Annotated in this window: 19 protein-coding genes and 4 tRNA genes; 18 read left to right on the plus strand and 5 right to left on the minus strand. The window is 41.0% G+C overall.

Annotated elements, in window-relative coordinates; translation table 11 throughout:
• The first annotated feature begins 70 nt into the window (after positions 1-70).
• Positions 71-1,027 carry a mechanosensitive ion channel family protein gene (locus AC27I2_RS07025; RefSeq protein WP_487203844.1) on the plus strand — a complete coding sequence of 319 codons (957 nt, stop codon included), beginning with the start codon at positions 71-73 and terminating at the stop codon, positions 1,025-1,027.
• 769 nt (positions 1,028-1,796) lie between these two features.
• Here AC27I2_RS07025 and AC27I2_RS07030 read toward each other — a convergent pair.
• Entirely contained in the window at positions 1,797-2,117 is a 321-nt protein-coding gene (locus tag AC27I2_RS07030; protein ID WP_006793146.1) for a BON domain-containing protein, read from the minus strand.
• A gap of 240 nt (positions 2,118-2,357) precedes the next feature.
• Positions 2,358-3,584, minus strand: a complete 1,227-nt coding sequence (gene srmB, locus AC27I2_RS07035) for an ATP-dependent RNA helicase SrmB (RefSeq protein ID WP_058405865.1) — start codon at positions 3,582-3,584, stop codon at positions 2,358-2,360.
• Between the two features lie 75 nt (positions 3,585-3,659).
• Between srmB and AC27I2_RS07040 the strand changes: the two genes are divergently transcribed.
• Positions 3,660-4,361, plus strand: a complete 702-nt coding sequence (locus AC27I2_RS07040) for a tRNA1(Val) (adenine(37)-N6)-methyltransferase (RefSeq protein ID WP_487203845.1) — start codon at positions 3,660-3,662, stop codon at positions 4,359-4,361.
• A 151-nt stretch (positions 4,362-4,512) separates the two neighbouring features.
• The gene (locus tag AC27I2_RS07045) at positions 4,513-6,522 is read left to right on the plus strand and encodes an alpha-amylase (protein WP_487203846.1); all 2,010 of its coding nucleotides are present in this window, start codon (positions 4,513-4,515) and stop codon (positions 6,520-6,522) included.
• A 92-nt stretch (positions 6,523-6,614) separates the two neighbouring features.
• On the opposite strand, the gene fldB is transcribed toward AC27I2_RS07045, so the two are convergent.
• The gene (gene fldB, locus AC27I2_RS07050) at positions 6,615-7,136 is read right to left on the minus strand and encodes a flavodoxin FldB (protein WP_487203915.1); all 522 of its coding nucleotides are present in this window, start codon (positions 7,134-7,136) and stop codon (positions 6,615-6,617) included.
• A gap of 94 nt (positions 7,137-7,230) precedes the next feature.
• Here fldB and xerD point away from each other — a divergent pair, with 94 nt between their 5' ends.
• From xerD to AC27I2_RS07125, 15 genes are all read left to right on the plus strand, one after another.
• Positions 7,231-8,157 (plus strand): site-specific tyrosine recombinase XerD, encoded by a 927-nt coding sequence (xerD, locus tag AC27I2_RS07055; protein ID WP_058405869.1) that lies wholly within the window; start codon positions 7,231-7,233, stop codon positions 8,155-8,157.
• Between the two features lie 62 nt (positions 8,158-8,219).
• Positions 8,220-8,948 (plus strand): bifunctional protein-disulfide isomerase/oxidoreductase DsbC, encoded by a 729-nt coding sequence (gene dsbC / locus AC27I2_RS07060; RefSeq protein ID WP_006793140.1) that lies wholly within the window; start codon positions 8,220-8,222, stop codon positions 8,946-8,948.
• A gap of 80 nt (positions 8,949-9,028) precedes the next feature.
• Positions 9,029-10,750 (plus strand): single-stranded-DNA-specific exonuclease RecJ, encoded by a 1,722-nt coding sequence (recJ, locus tag AC27I2_RS07065; RefSeq protein ID WP_487203847.1) that lies wholly within the window; start codon positions 9,029-9,031, stop codon positions 10,748-10,750.
• Between the two features lie 144 nt (positions 10,751-10,894).
• Positions 10,895-11,993, plus strand: a protein-coding gene (prfB, locus tag AC27I2_RS07070) for a peptide chain release factor 2 (RefSeq protein WP_096801177.1) whose coding sequence is annotated in 2 segments (ribosomal slippage) — positions 10,895-10,969 and positions 10,971-11,993 — 1,098 coding nt in all. Because the reading frame shifts where the segments join, the coding sequence is not laid out codon by codon here.
• Between the two features lie 26 nt (positions 11,994-12,019).
• Entirely contained in the window at positions 12,020-13,555 is a 1,536-nt protein-coding gene (gene lysS / locus AC27I2_RS07075) for a lysine--tRNA ligase (protein ID WP_487203848.1), read from the plus strand.
• A gap of 281 nt (positions 13,556-13,836) precedes the next feature.
• Positions 13,837-14,019, plus strand: coding sequence for a hypothetical protein (locus AC27I2_RS07080; protein WP_058405874.1), 183 nt, complete (start codon positions 13,837-13,839; stop codon positions 14,017-14,019).
• A gap of 128 nt (positions 14,020-14,147) precedes the next feature.
• Positions 14,148-14,240 (plus strand) — tRNA-Ser (locus AC27I2_RS07085).
• A 35-nt stretch (positions 14,241-14,275) separates the two neighbouring features.
• Positions 14,276-14,352 (plus strand) — tRNA-Arg (locus AC27I2_RS07090).
• 47 nt (positions 14,353-14,399) lie between these two features.
• Positions 14,400-14,476 (plus strand) — tRNA-Arg (locus AC27I2_RS07095).
• 49 nt (positions 14,477-14,525) lie between these two features.
• A tRNA-Arg gene (locus AC27I2_RS07100) sits at positions 14,526-14,602 on the plus strand.
• Positions 14,603-14,862: 260 nt separating this feature from the next.
• Complete coding sequence (locus AC27I2_RS07105; protein ID WP_487203849.1) at positions 14,863-16,038, plus strand: exo-beta-N-acetylmuramidase NamZ family protein; 1,176 nt, start codon at positions 14,863-14,865, stop codon at positions 16,036-16,038.
• 9 nt (positions 16,039-16,047) lie between these two features.
• Positions 16,048-17,700, plus strand: coding sequence for a penicillin binding protein PBP4B (gene pbp4b, locus AC27I2_RS07110; RefSeq protein ID WP_487203850.1), 1,653 nt, complete (start codon positions 16,048-16,050; stop codon positions 17,698-17,700).
• A 177-nt stretch (positions 17,701-17,877) separates the two neighbouring features.
• Positions 17,878-19,254: a Na+/H+ antiporter NhaC family protein gene (locus AC27I2_RS07115; RefSeq protein WP_058404842.1), complete on the plus strand. Its 1,377-nt coding sequence runs from the start codon at positions 17,878-17,880 to the stop codon at positions 19,252-19,254.
• Between the two features lie 309 nt (positions 19,255-19,563).
• The gene (locus AC27I2_RS07120; protein ID WP_487203851.1) at positions 19,564-20,814 is read left to right on the plus strand and encodes an AAA family ATPase; all 1,251 of its coding nucleotides are present in this window, start codon (positions 19,564-19,566) and stop codon (positions 20,812-20,814) included.
• 8 nt (positions 20,815-20,822) lie between these two features.
• Positions 20,823-21,317 (plus strand): RloB domain-containing protein, encoded by a 495-nt coding sequence (locus AC27I2_RS07125; RefSeq protein WP_487203852.1) that lies wholly within the window; start codon positions 20,823-20,825, stop codon positions 21,315-21,317.
• A gap of 16 nt (positions 21,318-21,333) precedes the next feature.
• Here the strand turns inward: AC27I2_RS07125 and AC27I2_RS07130 are convergent, their stop codons facing one another.
• Positions 21,334-21,945 carry a hypothetical protein gene (locus AC27I2_RS07130; protein ID WP_487203853.1) on the minus strand — a complete coding sequence of 204 codons (612 nt, stop codon included), beginning with the start codon at positions 21,943-21,945 and terminating at the stop codon, positions 21,334-21,336.
• Entirely contained in the window at positions 21,932-22,522 is a 591-nt protein-coding gene (locus tag AC27I2_RS07135; protein WP_487203854.1) for an RNA polymerase sigma factor, read from the minus strand. The genes AC27I2_RS07130 and AC27I2_RS07135 overlap by 14 nt, the downstream gene beginning before the upstream one ends.
• Positions 22,523-22,532 lie beyond the last annotated feature (10 nt).

The raw sequence follows: 22,532 nt of genomic DNA on the forward strand, positions 1-22,532 counted from the left end.
ATATGCTGGCGCTAAACTTGCACCTATGAGTAAAGTATTCACATTATTATTTACTCATAGGTGCACAAAAATGATCAGCATACCCTCGATAACAGAAGCCGAAAAACTTATCGAAGAAAAACTCGGCGGTTGGTTTGATGTTGTTATAAGTCACATCCCTAATTTTATAGTGGCGGTTATTATTGCCATTATATTTTCAATGTTAGCGCGCTTTGCTGGCAACCTGATGAAAAGCATATTGCGCCGTTCACTCGACTCACAACAAATAGCCGATTTAATGGCCTCTATATTTAAGGTTATTGTACTGTGTGTTGGGGTGTTTATAGCGCTGGATTTTGTGGGGTTAAAAGGTACGGTTACCTCTTTATTAGCCGGTGCGGGTATTGTTGGTTTAGCCATAGGTTTTGCGTTTCAAGATATGACCGAAAACTTGATTGCGGGTATCGCAATGGGTATACGCAAACCCTTTAAAACAGGAGACGTAATAGAAACCGACGATGTGTTTGGTTCAGTACACTCAATAAACCTGCGCAACACGCTAATAGAAAGCTTTTACGGGCAGTTAATCTTAGTACCTAACAAGGTATTATTTAGAAATGTGTTAAAAAACTACACCACACTCGGGGTTAGACGCATCGAAGTACCGGTAGGCATTTCGTATGGTGACGACATAGAAAAAGCGAAAGAAGTTATTGTAGATAAGATTAACGATTTGGACTTTGTTATTCGTAAAAACGAAACCGATGTTTATGCCGAAGGCTTTGGTGACAGTAGCATTAATTTATTGGTGTGGTTTTGGATTAAATACCCAGGTGAACCAGACTTTATGACAGTGCGCCATAAAGGTGTAGTCGCCGTTAAACAAGCGTTGGATGAAGCTGATATTAGTATTCCATTTCCTATTCGTACGCTCGATTTTGGTATTAAAGGCGGTGAAAAACTCGATGCCATGATCAGCGATAAAATAAGCCAGCAATCATCAAATAAAGGCAACGCTAGTGGAGCAGATTCAAGCCAAAACGAATAAATGAGCCATTAATACCATTGGGAATTATTTACTCACTCTTAGCGCACTTTTACATTTATATGTGCGCCGTTAGCTAAAGAAAAAATGACTTACGAGTCACAACAACTAAATGCAGCTTTATAAAGCTGCATTTTTTTATGGCTACTTAAATGTTTGAGAAGGTGAGAACAACGTTAACTAATTATAAATTTATGTCTACTTACCTTTTGAGATGAAATTGGAAGCGGGCTATGTAATATATCGATAAGGCTAAGGCTATTGTGTAGTTACTTCCCGAAACCGACGATAACGCAGCATAAATATAAAACATGCAGTAACCTTTGAGGTCCCCCCATAGGTTGCTTCTCCTTGTTGCTTAAAGAATAGGTCATAAAGAGCAAGTAGGGCATATGAGCTGTATACGACTTTAAGTTATACGTACATAGGCGTAGTCATTAAAATAATGCAGAAGTAGGGACCGAGCTTACTGGGTCACAAATCGCGCACCTTAGTTATGTTACGCCTAGATAGAACACGCTTTAATAATGGCAGTTAAACAGGCCTAGCCTTAATATAAATTTATTATTTAAAGGGTAAATTGTTTAGGCAAATATCAGGTTGTAAGGTATGCAATTTACAATTGGTCTTTGGCGGTAAATAAGAGGTAATTAAAGCAAGTTTATTTTTGTAGTTAATGTGAGTTGTAAGTAACTACAGGCACAAAAAAGGCGCAGCATGTGTTGGAGTTGCGCGCTGCGCCTAGGATCAATTGAGTTAATAAAAGTGTGATTTAAATAACACTAATTTTGTTACGAATGATTTTAACCCCATCCATATTTTCTAAAAATTTTTGTGCAAGCGCACGTTCAAAACCTGTTTGCGCTTGACCATGTAATACTACCTCGCCATCTTTAACCTGAACGCGAATATTGCTTAATGCAAAGTTAGGGTTAGTACGAAGTGTGCTGGTAATGGTTTGTTGTAGGTTAGGTTGAGTTGCTACGCTGCTCACTACGGCTAGGTGCGTTGCTGCACTCACTTTGGTAGCACATGCTAACAAAAATAAACAACAAAACGAAACTAAAGCAATAGTTAACTTTAAGCGGTTCATAACTCAATCCTTTTATATCAATTAAAAATTTAGCCAAACCATTAAGTATTCTGGCTATTCTGTCTCTAATAATACAAGTTCAGTGCCATTGTTAATTTATTGAAATATAAGGTTATTTCATTAAGTGGGAATTCAGGTGGGCAATAATTACATTTAAATGGGTAGGTGTTACATGCTCTGGTTACATTTGTAACGCGTATTAAAAAGCCGGCATGCGCCGGCTTTGATAAAAATGCTAAGTTATTTTTTCTTTTTAACTTTCGCTTTTTTCTTCGCTTTCATTTTTACCGGATCTTTACGCTTTTTAGCGGGTGGCTTAGCTTCTTTATGCTGCGGCTCTATGCCTTTAATTACACGACGTTTAAGCTTTTGTTCAATGTAGCGTTCTACTTTGTACAAAATACCAATATCGTGCGCTTCCACTAATGATATAGCGATACCTTTTTTACCTGCACGACCCGTACGGCCAATTCGGTGTACATATACGTCAGCTGTTCGTGGCATGTCAAAGTTAATAACATGGCTAATGTCAGATACGTCAATACCTCGGGCGGCTACATCTGTTGCAATCAATATTTTAGTGCGGCCGCTATGAAAGTTTTCCATTGCTTTCATGCGCTTGTCTTGGGGCATTTCACCACGCAGCCAGGCGGCTTTTACGCCGTTATTAGTTAATTCACCAATGAGTGTTTCTAAACGCTCACGGGTTTTAACAAACACAATAGCTTTACTAACGTCTGGGCCGTTAAGGGTATTGACTAAAAGTTCTAGTTTATGGTGGTAATCATCAGCAAGGTGAACCCACTGGTGAATTTTAGCTTTTTCTTTGCGTGACGATTCAGCTTCAAGTAGAGCAGGGTCGTTTAATGTGGTTTCTGCAAATCGCTCTACGCTGTCGCCCTCAAGGGTAGCAGAGAACAAAAAGCACTGACGGCGGTTTTTAGCTTCGTCACAAATACGGCTCATTTCTTTTTTGAAACCCATGTCTAGCATGCGGTCGGCTTCATCAATAATAAGCATTTCGACGTGTTCAGCATGAAAGTTTTCAGTTTCAAGGTATTCCATTAATCGCCCTGGAGTGGCAATTAACACGTCGTTATTTTTTTCAAAAATTTCTTTATGCGTTCCGTAGTTAATACCGCCGGTTACTACACCTATTTTCAGGTGCGTACGTTTTGCTAGTAACTCACATTGCTCATGAATTTGATAAGCCAGCTCACGTGTTGGGGTCATTATTAATACGCGAGCAAAACCAGGTTCACGGCGCGGAAAATCCAATAAGTATTGAATAGCAGGAATTAAAAATGCCGCTGTTTTACCTGTGCCAGTTGGCGCAGACGCTAAAATATCACGTCCCTGAAGGGCTTCAGGAATAGCTTGCTGTTGAATACTGGTCGGCGTTTCGTAACCCATTTTATTAATGGCGTCGAGTAATTTGGTATCAAGATCAAATTCAGAAAATTGCATAGAGTGTCTAAAATAGTGGACAATTACCTTGATTATACGCGCTATGCTGCGCTTGGTGAATGAAAAGGTGAAAAAATGTCTGGTTTTGCATTTAAACAATTTAAGGTTGAACACGACCATTGCGCAATGAAGGTTTCAACCGACGGCATTTTGCTTGGCGCGTGGGCAAACTTAACAGATGCAAACACGTTATTAGATATTGGCACAGGCACAGGGTTATTGGCGTTAATGTGTAAGCAGCGCAGGCCAACATTGAGTATTACCGCGGTTGAAATAGATAAAAACGCATACAATCAAGCATTACAAAACGTAGCAAATAGTCCGTGGCCAAATATAACTATTCAGCACCAAACTATTCAAAGCTTTAATAGTGATGCTCCCTTTGACGTAATCATTTCTAATCCGCCTTATTTTAATCACAGTCTAAAAGGCAATAATGCTGCCCGAAACACCGCACGCCACACTGATGATTTAAGCTTTGAGGAGTTAATTAACGCGTTTAGGCAACTAAGTCATTCACAGTCACGATTTTGTTTAATACTGCCAAGCACTGAGGCCGAGGTATTTATTGAACTTGCCGTTAAACATGGACTTTATTTAAATGCACACTGCCAAGTGCAAGCGACACCTAGCAAACCTATAAGCCGCAGTTTAATGACATTTAGCTACCTACAATCACAAACCGACAATTCAACGCTATGCATTAGAGAGTTAAACAACAATTACACCACTGATTACGTTGCTTTGTGTAAGGCGTTTTATTTAAAAATGACGTAACTGTATGGATGATTATCTAATAATAAAGGATAGTTTACCCATAATGCATACGTATTCAGTTGTTATTTAATCAACCCTAAGACTAGTGTTAACCACTTGTAAATAACGAAGAGCATGTTGTTTAGCTCGCCAACATTTGGAAACACACACTATGAAGCTGAATAAAATTGTCACCACCGCCGGTTTAAGCCTAGGCTTGCTTTTACCTAACCTTGCAGCTGCTGCACCCACTACGTTTGTTCATTTATTTGAATGGAGTTGGCCCGATGTCGCACAAGAGTGTGAGCAGTTTTTAGGACCAAAAGGGTACGCTGCTGTACAGGTTTCTCCACCTAACGAGCATATTACAGGCAACCAATGGTGGACTCGCTATCAACCTGTGAGCTACCAACTGCAAAGCCGAGGCGGTAACCGAACGCAGTTTATAGATATGGTCAACCGTTGTAAAAGTGCAGGGGTCGATATATATATAGATACCCTAATTAACCACATGGCAGCTGGGAGTGGGAATGGCGTAGCGGGAAGCACGTTTGGGAATAAACAATACCCAATTTATAGCCCACAAGATTTTCATGAAAGCTGCTCAATTAACCCAGAAGATTACGGTAATAACCGTTATCGCGTTCAAAACTGTGAGCTGGTAGGGCTTGCCGACTTAAACACATCTTCAAATTACGTGCAAAATACCATAGCGGCTTATATTAATGACCTTCAAGCTATTGGAGTAAAAGGCTTTAGGTTTGACGCGGCTAAACACGTAGCCGCTAGCGATATTCAAAGCCTTATGGCTAAAATAAACGGCTCGCCGTTGGTCTTTCATGAAGTGATTGATCAGGGAACAGAAGCCGTTGATGCCTCTGAGTATTTAAGTACAGGGCTTGTTACCGAGTTTAAATACAGTACACAACTCGGTAATACATTTAGAAATGGCTCACTTGCGTGGCTAAGTAATTTTGGTGAAGGGTGGGGCTTTATGTCAAGCTCGTCGGCGGTCGTATTTGTAGATAATCACGACAATCAGCGCGGGCATGGTGGCGCGGGTAATGTAATTACTTTTGAAGATGGCCGTTTATACGACCTAGCTAACGTATTTATGTTGGCGTATCCGTATGGTTACCCAAAAGTGATGTCGAGTTACGATTTTCATGGTGATACCGATGCAGGCGGGCCAAGTGTTCCCGTTCATAACAATGGTAATTTAGAATGCTTTGCAAGCAATTGGAAGTGTGAGCACCGGTGGTCATATATTGCTGGTGGCGTTGATTTTAGAAATAACACCGCCGACAACTGGGCTGTGACAAATTGGTGGGATAACACGAATAATCAGATTTCATTTGGCCGCGGTAGCTCAGGTCATATGGCTATTAACAAAGAAGACTCAACGCTTAATGCTACTGTGCAAACAGACATGGCACCTGGTCAATATTGTAATGTATTAAAAGGTGAATTGTCGGGCGATGCTAAAAGTTGTAGCGGTGAGGTTATAACCGTTAATAATAACGGCACTATTAATTTAAATGTGGCGCCGTGGGATGCCATGGCAATTCATAAAAACGCTAAGTTATCACAAGGGTCGACTTCAACCCCGAATGATGATTGGCAGCGTACCGTTATTTTTATTAACGCACAAACCCAAAGTGGGCAAGATATGTTTGTACGCGGCGGAATAGATCATACCTATGCCAATACAAATTTAGGAAGAAACTGCCAAACAACCAATGTTGAATGCGCGATGCCTATTCGCCATAACAATTTAAAAAATGCCACTACAAGTCCATGGAAAGCAAACGATAACTTTCTAGATTGGTACGGTATAGAAAGCGGGCAAAGTACGCAAGCAGAGGGGACAGCAGCCGATTGGACTACAAACGTGTGGCCAGATGCGTATGGTACACAAAAAACAGTGGCCAACGACGGTTTTGGCGTTACACCGCTTAATATTTGGGGCGAACACTATTGGATGCTAGATGTAGATATGGATTGCAGCAAAGCGGTAAATGGGTGGTTTGAGGTAAAAGCATTTGTAAAAAATGGTCAAGGTTGGGAAAGCAATATTAACCAAGCCAATACACCCTATGCCAGCACTAACCATGTGGCACAGTGCGGAAAAATTAATATGTTTAAATTTAATAGCTCAAGTGTAGATATTCGTAGCTTTTAAACCTATTCGTTAAGTTTAGCCTTATGCATTAATACTAAAGCCAAACACCTAAGCGTGTTTGGCTTTTTACTGCAAACATTGCGCTTGAGCAGTTAAAGCGTTTCGCCGTACTCGGTCATTACTTGCTCAACCCAGCTGGCTATGCGTTCATCGCTTAGCTCGTACTGGCTGTCTTCATCAAGGGCGAGCCCTACAAACTGTTTGCCATCGGGGGTGAGTGCCTTTGAAGCTTCAAACTCGTAGCTGCTGTCGTTTGGCCAAAGGCCAAGTTGTGTAAATGTTTGTGTGTTTATTTCGTCGTGCAGCATACCTAGAGCGTCTTGAAACCACTGTCCGTAACCTTGCTGGTCGCCCATGCCAAATAAAGCAATGGTTTTACCATGTAGGTTTACATCTTTTATGTCGTCCCATTTTGACTCCCAGTCTTCTTGTATTTCGCCAAAGTCCCATGTTGAAATACCAAAGATGATAAAGTCGTACTGCTCTGCATTTTTTAGTGGTTCGTCTTTAATATTGTGAAGGCTGACTATATCGTCACCAATAAGGTCACGAATTTTTTCTGCTGCCATTTCGGTGTAGCACGTAGTAGAGCCAAAAAATAAACCAATTTGCATCGTATTTATCACTGTGTAATTGCCTGATATGATAGGCTCAAGTTTACCGTAAGGTATTTTTAATTGATACCTTAGCAAAGCATGAGAGCATAATGTGACAACGCTATCTGACGATTTTTCAGAAAATAAAAGCAGTATGAGCACCAATAGCGACTACCTAGAAACCTTTTTAGATAGCCTTTATTTAGAGCAAGGTGTAAGCGAAAACACATTAAGTGCTTACCGCAGCGATTTAGATAAGTTTTGCCAGTTTTTAAAAGGCGAAAACTTAATGACGGTAACAGGGCACGACATTGAAAGCTATTTAGCGCACCGGGTCGACTTAGGCCTAAAGCCGCGCAGTACAGCGCGCAGTATCAGTGCGTTAAAACGGTTTTATCAGTATTTTGTACGTGAAAAACTGATTACCGATACACCCATGTTAAACATTGCTCAACCCAAAGCGGGGCAATCGTTACCTAAAACACTTTCTGAAGCCGAAGTAGAAGCGCTTCTTAACGCCCCCAATACTGAAGAGCCAATGGGACTGCGCGATAAGGCGATGCTTGAGTTACTTTACGCCACAGGCCTGCGTGTCAGTGAGTTGGTTGGGCTACGTATGGAGCAAATTAACTTACGCCAAGCGGTTGTGTTTGTAAAAGGTAAAGGCAACAAAGAACGTTTAGTGCCGCTGGGCGAAGAAGCCATGCATTGGCTTGAGCTTTTTTTAAAAGTTGGGCGTGCACAAATGATCAAACACGCCACCGACTTTGTATTTCCGTCAAAGCGTGGTGTAGGCATGACTCGACAAACCTTTTGGCATAGAATCAAACACTATGCTATTTTGGCATCGGTTGAATCGCCATTATCACCCCACACATTGCGCCATGCATTTGCTACGCATTTATTAAATCATGGGGCCGATTTACGTGTCGTACAAATGATGTTGGGACACAGCGACCTATCAACAACGCAAATTTATACTCATGTTGCTAATGAACGGTTAAAATCGGTACACGCGCAGCATCATCCGCGCGCTTAATTTGAAATAAAATAGTATTAAGCCGGTCAATATATTAAGTATTTTTAGGATAGAGAGAAGTTATGAAAAAATTAATGTTAGCAGGTGCCATGTTGTGCACAAGTATGAGTGCATTGGCAAATGACGTTGCAGTAACGCCAAATGCTAATGATCCTATTGTTACTAAGTTTGCGGCACTTGGCGTAACAGTTAAGCAAATAAATCCAAGCCCAGTGGCTGGTTTAAAAGAGCTAATCACAAACAAAGGCGTGTTATACGCAAGCCCAGACGGCCAGTTTTTAATGCAAGGCACGTTAATCGATTTAGACAATCGTAATAACCTAACAGAGCAAGCTTTAAATAGCGTGCGTGCTGAAGGTATTACAGAATATGAAGAGTCGATGATTGTGTACAAAGCACCAAACGAAAAACACAGCATCACTGTATTTACTGATATTAGCTGTGGTTATTGTCGTAAATTACACCGTGAACTAAACGATTTGCTTGATGCGGGTATTACCGTTAAGTATTTAGCGTTTCCACGTGGTGGCTTACAAGGTTCGGGCTACGCAGATTTAATGAATGTATGGTGTGCGAAAGATCAACAAGAGGCGTTAACAGAAGCTAAAGCAGGTGAAAGTACCACTGCAGTTGCAGGTTGCAGTGCGCCCATTGCTGAGCATTATCAGCTAGGTCAAAGCTTTGGCATTAGTGGCACGCCAGCCATTATTTTAGATGACGGTACAATGATCCCAGGTTACCAACCTGCTGCTGCATTAAAAGCAGCGTTAGATGCTAATAAAGCATCTTAATAACGTGTTTATGTTTATAAAAAGGCCTTAATGGCCTTTTTTTGTCTTTTTAATACGACTCAATAAGTTAAAAAACCTGCATGAAAAAACTGATCATTGCGCGCGAAAGCGTTAACGATTCGCACTTACCGAGTCATTTGCATCCGGTTATAAAACAAATTTACGCGACTCGTCGTGTAGTTGATGCCCAAGAGCTCGATAACGGTGTTGCTACGCTTCACGACTATAAATTGTTTAAAGACATCGACAAGGCAAGTGCATTACTCGTCGATGCGCTTAAGGCGCAAAGCCACATTTTAATTGTGGGCGACTTTGATGCCGATGGCGCAACCAGTACTGCAACCTTAATGCAGGGGTTGCAAATGTTTGGTTTTCAAAATTTAGATTACCTCATTCCAGACCGCTTTAGCTTAGGTTATGGCTTAAGCCCCGCACTGGCCGAACAAATAGTACAAATAAAACCCGATTTAGTGATCACCGTAGATAACGGTATTTCCTGTATTGCCGGTATTGATATTTTAAAATCGGTAGGTATAAAAGTGTTGGTTACAGATCACCATTTACAAGGTGAACAGCTTCCAAATGCCGACGCCATTGTAAATCCAAACAGGCACGAATGTAACTTTCCGTCAAAGTCGATTGCCGGTGTAGGCGTGGCGTTTTACTTATTAATTGCACTAAGAAGCCTAATGCGCGAACAAGGTTACTTTACACAACAAGCGCCGCCTAATTTAGCAAACTTATTAGACATAGTTGCGCTGGGTACAGTAGCTGATGTAGTTGCGCTTGATGCAAATAACCGAACACTAGTACACCAAGGTTTAGCGCGTATTCGCAGTGGTAAAACACGCCCAGGTATTACAGCTCTTATTGAAGTGGCTAACCGAAATGCAGCACGCCTAAGTGCCAGCGATTTTGGCTTTTCGCTTGCGCCGCGGTTAAACGCAGCAGGGCGATTAGACGACATGAGCTTAGGCATAGCCTGTTTACTGAGTAACGATATAAACCAAGCAAGGCGTATTGCAGGCGAACTCGACAGCTTAAACCATGCAAGGCGTGAAATAGAGCAGGGCATGCAAGCTGAAGCGCAAGCCGTTCTTGATAGGCTCGCCTTTACCGACGACAACATTCCTGATGCTATTTGTTTGTTCCAAGATGACTGGCATCAGGGCGTTATTGGTATTTTGGCTGGTCGCTTAAAAGAAAAATACCATCGTCCAACCGTTATTTTTGCTGGTGGCGAAAACGGCGAAATTAAAGGCTCGTGCCGCTCCATTGAAGGGCTACACATGCGCGACCTACTCGAAGGGTTAAATACCGCGGACCCCCACCTAATTAATAAGTTTGGTGGCCATGCCATGGCGGCGGGTTTAAGTATAAACGAGCAAAACTTTAACGCCTTTAAAAAAGCGTTTGATGCCGCAGTAAGTGCGCAATTAAGCGAAGAAAGTAAGCGTTGTATTGTGTTTACCGACGGTGAACTGCCAAACGACTGCTTTACCATGGAGTTTGCCCAATTATTAAAGCAATCAGGTCCATGGGGGCAGCAGTTCCCAGAGCCGGTGTTTGAACATACCTTTGAATTAATTCAGCAACGTATTGTTGGTGAAAAACATTTAAAACTGGTGCTTAAACATCAATCAGGGCGGTTAGTTGACGCTATTGCTTTTGGTATTGACGTAAAAGAATGGCCAGATACCGAAGCGCGCTTTGTTAAAGTGGCTTATCAACTCGATATTAACGAGTTTAGGGGTAAGTTTAGCCTACAGCTAATCGTCCGAGAGCTTGAAAAAGTACATTAAAAAATATGCACAATACATGCATAAAAGGCTAATAAAACGCGCGATTTTTTGTTAAAATCGGGCGTTTTTATCATTTGACGATAACTTATTGCGGATATTCCTTAAGTCGGGCCGTAATAATCTAGCCATTTTGGAGTAATGTACATGTTTGAAGTGAATCCTGTGATTAATCAAATCAAGGAAATTCGCGATCGTACTGAACTGCTTCGGGGGTACCTTTGACTACGCTCTTAAACAAGAGCGCCTAGAAGAGGTTAACGCCGAACTTGAAGATTCAGCTGTATGGAATGAACCTGAACGCGCACAGGCACTTGGCCGTGAAAAGTCAGCATTAGAGGCGGTTGTTGAAACAATCGACAACTTAGTTGCTGGCGCTGATGACGTTGAAGGCTTGCTTGAGCTTGCAATAGAAGCGGAAGACGAAGACACCTTTGACGAAGCAAATGCAGAGCTTGAAGGCCTAAACGAGCAATTAGAAGGTTTAGAGTTTCGTCGCATGTTTTCGGGCACGCACGACGCAAACGATGCATACCTTGATTTACAATCAGGTTCAGGCGGCACTGAAGCTCAAGACTGGTGTAACATGTTACTTCGCATGTATTTACGCTGGGGTGAAGCAAAAGGCTTTAAAGTTGAGCTAGTAGAAGCAACCGATGGCGATGTAGCCGGAATAAAAGGCGCAACAGTTCGCTTTGTTGGCGAATATGCTTACGGTTGGTTACGTACAGAAACAGGTGTGCACCGTTTAGTGCGTAAAAGCCCATTTGACTCAAGTGGCCGTCGTCATACGTCGTTTGCGTCTGCATTTGTATACCCAGAAATAGACGACAATATTGAAATTGACATTAATCCGTCTGACCTACGTATAGACGTGTACCGTGCATCGGGCGCGGGTGGTCAGCACGTTAACACCACCGAATCAGCAGTACGTATTACGCACGTACCTACAAACACGGTAGTGCAATGTCAAAACGAGCGTTCGCAACATAAGAATAAAGCCCAAGCAATGAAGCAATTAAAAGCTAAATTATTTGAGCTAGAGTTACAGCAGCAAAATGCTGAAAAACAAACGCAAGAAGATGCAAAGTCAGATATTGGTTGGGGGAGTCAAATTCGTTCATACGTTCTTGATGACTCGCGTATTAAAGATTTACGCACCGGCGTAGAAAACCGCAATACCCAATCGGTACTTGACGGTAACTTAGACAAATTTATTGAAGCCAGCCTTAAATCTGGCCTATAACCACCAAGCTAATAAAGAGCTAAAAAATGACTGATAAAATCCAAGACGAAAACAAGTTAATCGCTGAGCGTCGCGGCAAGTTAGATGCTATTCGCGAAAATTGCCCAGCCAACGGTCATCCAAACCAATTCCGTCGTGAACATTACACGGCTGATTTGCAAGCTGAGTTTGGTGATAAAACAAAAGAAGAATTAATTGAGCTACAGCACGTAGTATCAATTGCTGGTCGTATTCTTGCCAAGCGTGGTCCGTTTATGTCTATTCAAGACATGAAAGGCCGTGTACAAGTTTACGCATCAAAAGACGTACAAAAAGATTTAAAAGCAAAATATGGCCAACTTGATATTGGCGATATTATTGGTGTTAAAGGCCCACTTAATAAATCAGGTAAAGGCGATTTATACGTAGATATGGCCGAGTACGAATTACTTACTAAGTCACTACGCCCATTACCAGAAAAATTTCATGGCCTTTCAGACCAAGAAACTAAGTACCGCCAACGTTATGTTGATTTAATTACTAACGAAGCAACGCGCGAAACATTCCGCATTCGCTCACAAGTAGTTGAAGGCATTCGTCGTTTCTTAGCAGAGCGCGACTTTATGGAAGTAGAAACGCCCATGCTACAGGTTATTCCTGGCGGCGCATCTGCGCGTCCATTTGTGACTCATCATAACGCGCTTGATATCGACATGTACTTACGTATAGCGCCTGAGCTTTACCTTAAGCGTTTAGTAGTAGGTGGTTTTGACCGCGTATTTGAAATTAACCGTAACTTCCGTAACGAAGGGTTATCAACGCGTCATAACCCAGAATTCACTATGATTGAGTTCTACCAAGCGTACGCTGATTACATCGACCTGATGAACATCACCGAAGACATGCTACGTACTGTTGCAACTAACGTATTGGGTAGCCCAATTGTTATTAATACAACAAAAGACGAAAACGGCGAAGTAATCGACTCAGTCGAGTACGACTTTGGCCAACCGTTTACACGTTTAAGCATGGCTGACGCTATCTTAAAATATAACCCTGAGTTTGATGCTGCGGTATTTAACGACCCAGAAAACCACTTTGAAGAATTAAAAGCGTACGCTAAACAAGTACACGTAAAAATTCCTGAAAACTGTGTGTGGGGCCCAGGTAAGTTTTTATGTGAAATATTTGAAGAAACGGCTGAGCACATGCTTATCCAACCTACATTTATTACAGGTTACCCATGGGAAGTATCGCCACTGGCGCGTCGTAACGACGAAAACCCATTTGTTACCGACCGTTTTGAGTTTTTTGTTGGCGGACGTGAGCTTGCAAATGGTTTCTCGGAGCTTAACGATGCACAAGATCAAGCTGAACGCTTTACTCGTCAAGTTGAAGAGAAAGACGCCGGTGATGATGAAGCAATGCACTACGATGAAGACTACATACGCGCACTAGAGTACGGTTTACCGCCTACCGCTGGTGAAGGTATTGGTATTGACCGATTAGTCATGTTGTTTACTGACTCATCTACAATTAAAGACGTTATTTTATTCCCGCATATGCGCCCGCAAGCTGACTAAGCTTAATGTAAAATAACACCCTGAAACGCCGCTTAATTGCGGCGTTTTTGTTTTAATTTTGTTTATTCATAGCTAATAAGACCATTATTCATATATTAAGCTATTGATATTTAGTTGTAATTTTTTTATGAAAATTTTTATGTGCATATAACAAATTAATGAGTAACTTTTAAACATTATGTTGTATTTTTGTAACTTTGTTAGCTACAATACGGCCAAATTTTAAACGGCCTAACTTTTAGGTGCTGTAAATAATAAAAACGGATTTATAAAATAATAAAATGACAGATAAAACTATCGAAGAGTCGGAAGAACTCAGTCAAACCGAGCGAGAGCGAGAAGCGTTTTACCGAGCATGTATTGCCGAGTTTCAACAACTAGGTTATCAAGAGCAGTACCTGGCTAGTTTAAAAGATAAATGTGCACCAACCGACGACACACTTACGCCTAACGAAGAGAGTTGATTAGCTTAAAAATTAGGCTTCTTTCATATAAAAACATAACATATGTGTGTTCTGTAACCATATAGACACTTTTGATAGAAAAGTGTTTGACATATTTTCTGAAATCTTTATTATACGCCCCACAAGACGGAGAGGTGTCCGAGTGGCCGAAGGAGCTCCCCTGCTAAGGGAGTATAGAGTTTGTAGCTCTATCGAGGGTTCGAATCCCTCCCTCTCCACCATTTTTTAAATGGCGAAATCTTGTAAACGTAAAGATGGGCGCATAGCTCAGCTGGATAGAGTACCTGGCTACGAACCAGGCGGTCGGAGGTTCGAATCCTCCTGCGCCCACCACTCTTTACACACTCTGCTCAGAGTATAAACTAGCAAATAGTAAAAGTGGGCGCATAGCTCAGCTGGATAGAGTACCTGGCTACGAACCAGGCGGTCGGAGGTTCGAATCCTCCTGCGCCCACCACTTTTACAACACTCTACTTAGAGTATAAACAAGTAAAAAGAATGAAAGTGGGCGCATAGCTCAGCTGGATAGAGTACCTGGCTACGAACCAGGCGGTCGGAGGTTCGAATCCTCCTGCGCCCACCACTTTCTATTACTACTAAAGTTAATAGAAAAGAAACCGACGAAAGTCGGTTTTTTTATGTCTGAAATTTGAGAAAGCTTTCAGATATCAGATTTTAGTTAAGCCAAACAAACACCCCTGTTAAAAACTTCAGCGTAGACGCAGAACTTGTTCGCGTGAGAAGCGCAGCTTCTAATTACTTATGTATTTACTCAAAACCATTCACTGCTCTTTAACCTAAGCTGTGTTATTTTAAACGCCTTGTTTAAAAGGATCTTGCTGTATGTTTAAAACCGTATTTTTTATATTCTTATTTATTTTAAGCGCACTTTTTACTGTTAACGCACCCGCAAATGAAGCAAAGCAATCAATAACCGTGGGGGCTGAGCAACCTGCTTTATACTTACCGCAATTAAAAAATAAACGTGTTGGGCTGGTGGTAAATCAAACCTCTTTAGTTGGGCCTATCCATTTAGTCGACAGCCTGCTGACTAAAAATATAAACATCACTAAAATTTTTGCACCCGAACACGGCTTTAGGGGCGATCACGATGCTGGTGCTCATGTAAAAAATGCAGTTGATAGCAAAACTGGAATCCCGCTTATTTCTATTTATGGCAAAAACAAAAAACCAAGTGCGGAGGCACTTAGCAATGTAGATGTTATTGTTTTTGATATTCAAGATGTGGGCGTACGTTTTTATACCTACATAAGCTCTATGCATTACATGATGGAAGCCGCAGCCAAGCAAGGTATTGAATTTATGGTACTAGATAGGCCAAACCCGAATATTGCCTATGTTGATGGGCCAGTTCTTGAACGCGAATTTAAGTCGTTTGTAGGAATGCACCCAATCCCAGTCCTGCATGGCATGACGGTAGGCGAACTTGCTAACATGATCAAAGGCGAGGGCTGGATCAATAAAGCAGTCGATCTACAGCTCACCGTGATCCCCGTTGATCGTTACACACGCACAACCCGTTATAGCTTACCTGTAAAGCCCAGCCCTAATTTACCAAACGATCAATCAATCGCGCTTTACCCGTCGCTTTGCTTTTTTGAGGCTACACCTGTAAGTATTGGCAGAGGTACTGACTTTGCATTTCAGGTAATTGGTTACTCGCCCGTTGCGCTTGGAGAGTTTAGTTTTACACCACGCTCTATTAAAGGCGCCTCAGCAAACCCTAAATTTAAAAATACCTCTGTAAAAGGGCTCGATTTACGCACGGAAAATACGCATGGGCTTAATTTAAGTTACTTAATAACGGCTTATAGTAAATTAACTAAAAACAATATTACCTTTTTTGAACGCGCTGATTTTATGGATAAACTAGCAGGTACTAATAAGTTACGTTTAGCTATTGATGCAGGGCAGTCGGCTGAGCAAATAAAGCAAGGCTGGCAAAGCGGCCTTACACGATTTAAGGCGCAACGAGCGCCTTATTTGCTATATAAGTAAGGCCTAACCATGCTATTTACTTTAAAAAATACCCGCTTAATTCAAAACACGTGGTTAGTTGCTTTGAGTTTAATTATTGTGGGCTGTGGTAGTACACATAATTCATTAAAATCGCAGCAGGTGCTGACTAAAAGCCAGTTAGTACAGCTGCCAAATGCGCAAGTTGTAGCCCGCTTTCCTGATCCAAACCCAAGTAGCCGGTTTTATGTAAACAACCGCGGCACATTTAAAGCGTATAAAGGGCGTGGCCAATTATTAATACAAAACTACAGCGCCGAAAGCGCCGATATTTATATTAACAACCAAAAACTTAATACCAATACATTAACCGCTAATACGCTTTATAATTACAGTTTAGCGGCGCATCCCCATAATGGTATAAACACATTTAAGGTAGAAAATATTTTACCTAAAGGCACAAGCTTAACGCTGCGCTTTGCATTTCCCACTTTAAATTTAACGCCTACTAAGCCTATTGATTTTACAGACGTTGATGAACTCATTGAGCGCGATATTAAAGCGGGGTTTCCTGGTGCAGTACTGGCAGTTGTTAAAAATGGCGAGTTAATAAAGCTCAGTGCCTATGGCGATGCAAAGCAGTACCAACAAAACGATTTAATGCTACTGCGCCCAGAGCCTATGCAAACACACACTCTGTTTGATTTAGCCTCAAACACCAAAATATTTGCCACTAATTTTGCACTTATGAAATTAATAAGCGAAGGGCAATTAAATATAAACAAACCTGTGCAAAGCTATGTGCCCGAATACACCGGCGATGGGCGAGAGCAACGCACAGTAAAAGAGTTACTTACGCATACCGCCGGTTACCCTCCCGTGTTTGATTTTCACCGAAAAGATACGCAGCAAGGCAATACATTTTATTCTCAAAATAGCCAAACCACTAAACAGCTTTTGTTAACAAAAGTACCGCTTAATAACAAAAGCCCAGTGCAACATGTTTATTCTGATATTGATTACATGATTTTAGGTGTACTGGTTGAGCGCATAACAGGGCAGCCACTAGACGGGTATTTAGAGCAGCACATTTATGCGCCCCTTGAACTGAGTAACACGCTATTTAATCCACTTGAAAAAGGGTTTGAACGCAATCAATTTGCAGCCACAGAGCTTAGCGGTAACACCCGCGATGGGCGTATTACTTTTGATAATATTCGTACTCATGTTTTGCAAGGTCAAGTTCATGACGAACGCGCATTTTACTCGTTTGGCGGCGTTGCAGGGCATGCAGGATTGTTTAGTAACGCTCACGATTTGGCTGTGCTGTGTCAGTTACTACTAAATAATGGCGGTTATGGTAACGAGCAATTATTTAGCGCAAGTGCCTTGGCGCAGTTTTTAACGCCGCAAAGCACTAACGAAACGTATGGCCTAGGTTTTAGGCTGGCAGGCAATAATCAAGCACGGCGTTGGCATTTTGGCCCTTATGCCAGCGCACAAGCTTATGGCCATACAGGTTGGACAGGCACCGTAACGGTGATCGATCCCGCTTACGATTTAGCGATTGTTTTGCTTACTAACGCGCGCCACACTGCAATTAAAGGTACACAAAAACGTTATGAATTTACAGGCAAACAATTCGAAACCGCTCAGTACGGATCTGTGGTATCGCTTGTTTACGAAGCGCTGTTAAATCAATAAATTATCGTATAGGTTAAAATGGGCTAATACAGTTATACCCAATGGCTTATTTGCAGGTGACTTGGCAACATCAATCCATTAAGCTAGGCGGTTTACTCCATTAAGCCACTTTTTAAGTATTGGGCTTAACATATAAGCGTTTAAGCGCGGGTTGTTAATAATTAAGGTTAACTTTTTATGCATTGGTATTCTATTTTACCGCCGCTAATTGCGATAGCTATCGTGTTTTGGCGCAAAGAAGTCATTATGGCGCTGTTAGTTGCCGTGGCGTCTTCTGAGTTTTTACTTGCCTTACAAGGTGAAGGAAATAGCGTATTTACAACGTTTTTAAATACCATAGAGCGTATTATTTCGGTGGCAAGCTCGCCGGGTAATAGCCGCATACTCATATTTAGTATTTTAATAGGCGCCTTACTTGCCTACATACGCGAATCTGGCGGTGTAGCAGCAACGGTTAACTTATTAATGAATAAAGGGGTCGCAAAAGGTAAGCGCCAAGTTGGCTTTTTAACTATGTTTACCGGCGTTGCGGTGTTTATAGAGTCAAACCTAAGCGTGCTTACGTCGGGTATTTTGTCACGCGGCCTGTTCGACAAATTTAAAATGAGCCGTGCACGCCTTGCCTACATTATTGATAGTACTAGCGCACCTGTGTGTATTTTAATACTCCTTAACGGCTGGGGCGCATTTGTGCTGGGTTTATTAGGTAATTACGAATTGGGCGAATCGGCCGTATCGGTACTGTGGGGCAGCGTAGGTTATAACTTTTACGCCATAATCACCCTGGTTATTGTTTTTTACACCATTGCGTTTGATAAAGTACACGGCCCAATGAAAGAGGCCGAGCAAAAATTAGAACTACAAACAAACGAGCTAAAAGAAGAAGTAAAAGGTTCTAAAGCACGCTTTATGCTAGTGCCACTCATCACGCTAATTGCCAGCATGGTAGGCTTTATGTTTTACACTGGTAATGGTGTATTAGCAGAGGGTAGCGGCTCTAAATCGGTATTATACGCAACTGTGCTCGCTATTGTGGTTGCTTACTTATTAATGATTAGTTCGCGCCAATTCACTCACCATCAACTAGTTGATACTGGCTTTAAAGGCATGGGTGAGTTACTTCCATTGGTAAGTATTGTTTTGCTTTCACTCACACTGGGCGCAAGCTTAAAAGATCTAGGAACGGGTGTGTTTGTTGCCTCCTTAGTAGGCGACTACTTACCTATTTATTTAATAGTGCCCGTGCTGTTTTTGACAGGGGCGGTTATGTCGTTTACTACGGGGACATCGTGGGGTACGTTTGCCATACTTATCCCTATTGGCGTACCGCTTATACAAGCATTAGGTTTACCACCTTCATTGGTTGTAGGCGCTATTTTAGGTGGCGGCATATTTGGCGATCACTGCTCGCCTATATCCGACACCAGCGCGGTATCGGCGCTTGCATCGGGGTGTGACTTACTCACCCACGTTAAAACACAGCTACCGTACGCGTTATTTGGTGGCGCACTGACCTTTATTGCTTATTTGGTTATTAGCATTATTGTGTTGTAAACACATTTCAGAACGCTACAGTTCTAAACATTCAAAAGCCTGCTTAATTGCAGGCTTTTTTGTTTACACGTAGCTTGGGTTGAGTGACACGAAACCCAACGGATCTCCAAATTAATTTTGCAGCTTGTACGTTAAGTATTATTGCCTCTGATTTGAATGTCATAAAATTATCAATTTCTCAAATTAGTTTGTATATGTAATAAAACATAAAATAATTACTATAGTTTATTGAGTTAGTTTAATAGACATCCTTAATTAAACATATATACTAAACCTGTTAGGACGTATTTTCGTCTCAAGGAGTTTAGTATGATAAAGAAGTTGAAGTTTAATAATTACCAGTCTTACTTAAATGACACCGAACTTGATTTTAGTGTTGCAGCAAAATATGCAAATAGCTATTTTGATACTAAAGATAGTAACGGAATAAAATATGCCCGAGTGACAGCTGTATTTGGTGCGAACGGTTCAGGTAAGTCATCGCTTCTTAAACCATTATCTTTTATTTCTTGGTTTATTTCACATTCCTTCCATGATTTATCAAAGTCTGATTTAATTCCTTTCCAGCCACATTTTTCAGCTAAAAATAAGCCTACAAACATTGAAATTGAGTTTCAAATTAATCCTCCTGGCGAAGATTCCGAAAAATTAGATTTTAAATATACCTTAAAGTTAACCAGAGAACGTGTTTTGCTCGAAGAGTTAAAGCTTAAAACTTCACGCTTATATTCTCGTGTATTTAAACGGGAGTATGATGAGCAGAAAAGAAAATATACTAATATCTCTTCATCTTTTTTAAATAATGATGGTCGGCTTAAAGATACGCCACATAACTGCTCTTTTATCTCATATATTGCAAGACTAAATTATGATTTATTACAGGATATAGATAATGAATTCATTTATGAAAAGCTAGGTATTATAGACTTTATTTATCCACATTTTTTTCTTTGTATATCTAATATTACAGAAAATGATAAAGCTGATTTTAATGGCCTGCATCATGAAACTACTGAAGTATTTCTAAAACAGCCAGAAGTTTTTGAAGCTGTTAAAAACTTAATTTGTAAGTTTGATATAGGAATTAAAAATATTGAAATTAGATCTAAAACTATAATCAATATGAATAAAGAGGAAGAAAGGAACATCCCATATTTTGAGCATGAATATAACGGAGAATCTTATTTCTTACCTATATTTCAGGAATCAAGAGGCACTAAATCTGCTTACACATTGCTATGTCATATAATACAAGCGCTAAACTTTGGTACGTTAGCAATTTTAGACGAATTTGATAATGACCTTCATCCAATGCTAACTAAAGAAATTATTGAGCTTTTTGCAGAAGAAAATAATGAAAAAAATGCGCAATTAATTTTTACCACGCATAATACAGAGTTATTAAAAACATTACGTAAGCAGCATATTTACTTTGTAGAAAAAGAAGATTCTATTTCAGATGCCTATAGAGCAGATCAGATAGAGGGATTGAAAGAAAGAGATAATTTGAATAGTAAATACTTAACAGGCGCTCTCGGTGGCGTGCCAGATATACTATAGGGATTGTTATGGGTAAGAAAAAAATAAGAAGAGTAATTTTAGTTGTAGGGGAAGGGCAAACTGAAAAAGCATTCTTAAACCATTTAAAATCTATTTTCAAAGGGCAATCTAAAGTTCAAGTTAAAAGTGCCGGAGGGAAAGGGCCTGACAACGTATTAAATAGTGCACTTGCGGAGTATAGGCAGGGAGCATTTTCAGAAATATGTATATTTATGGATAATGATCTACCTATACCGGTAAAGCTATTGAAAGAGTGTGAAAAAAAAGGGATACAGATTATAAAGAATGAGCCTTGTGTAGAAGCTACTTTTCTTATGCTTTTAGGTCAAAAAGTTCCCCCTCATCCGAACAATAATAACTGCAAAAAAGAGTTTTCAAAATATACCGATAAATCTACAACATGCTCGAATACATATAATAACCTTTTTCCTGCTGAATGTTATGTTGAGGCTGTAAATGTGATTCCTCAAATTAAAAAACTAAAAGACTTCTATCTTAATTAGTTACCACTCAAATCATCTAAGCCCCACACTGCTTAACCCCAGCCCCCGCATGTTTAAGCCCTACAATCTGCCCTTTGCCGTTATGTGCCATGGCCAGCATATCACCCGTATTTATATTACTTTCAATTGCATGCTTACCTTTTAAATCGCTGAGCAATGACTGCTTAATTTGCACTAGCACCTCGTCATGACAGCTGGCTATGTACCAGTCGTTATCGACCTTTACGAGCGTGCCGTATTCTATGTGGCGTTGCTGGTGGCGGCGTAAATCGTTTGCTAATTGGGTGTCGAGCACGCGTTTTTGTTGCGTTATGGCGCTTGCGTAGCTGCCTGTTTGATCTATTTCATGTGTTGTGATGAACGAGTAGTCGTGAATGTCTATGGTGTTTAATACGGTTGTAGGGGCAGTATTTATTACGTTGTTGCTGTCGAGCACTATAAAGGCCAGTAAGCCCAGAGCGCAGGTAAGGCTTGTGAGTTGCAGGGCAAAGCCTAACTTTTTAGGTTGTTTTTGGGCTACGCTGTGTTTTAACGCCTGTTGTTGAGCATGCGAAAGGGTGGTACGTGCTTTACGCGCTTTAAAGTGGTTTGACAGCTTTTCATCAAACTGCTCATCAGGCTTGTTCATTATAATCTCCTAATAATTGTTTTAGGTTTTGTTTGGCGTAGCGCAGTCTTGTTTTTATGGTTTGGGCGTTGCTTTGCGTTATAAGCTCTATGTCGGCAAGGCTAAAACCTTCTTGTTGTAAGGTGATGGCTTCGCGCTGCACAAAGCTTAGTTGTTTGAGCGCCGTGTTGAATGCTTCGTAACTTATGTGTGTGTCGCCTATGTGCGAGTCATTATGTGTTAATTCGCTTTGGTTGCCACTTTGCAAAGGTTGTAGGCTGTTTTCGTCCAGCTCTACAAAGTGTTTTTGTTTACGGTATTCGTCTATTAGGGTGTTGCGTGCAAGTTTAAATAACCACGCTTTAGGCGTGGTTTGCGCTTGGTAAAGGTGGCGCTTTTCAATTACTTTTAGCCACGTTTGCTGGCTTACGTCGTATGCTAAGTGAGTATTAGACTGCGTAACTAGGTAGTGGTATAAATCGTTACTGTAGAGGGCAATAAGCTGCTCTAAGTGACGGTTTTCTCCACTTTTTGCATAACGCGCCATGCAGTCTTTGCTGGGCGTTTCAAATAACCAGGTTTTAATACTCATTAGCATAGGCGTTTAG

Source organism: Pseudoalteromonas sp. NH0006-46 (assembly GCF_057547735.1).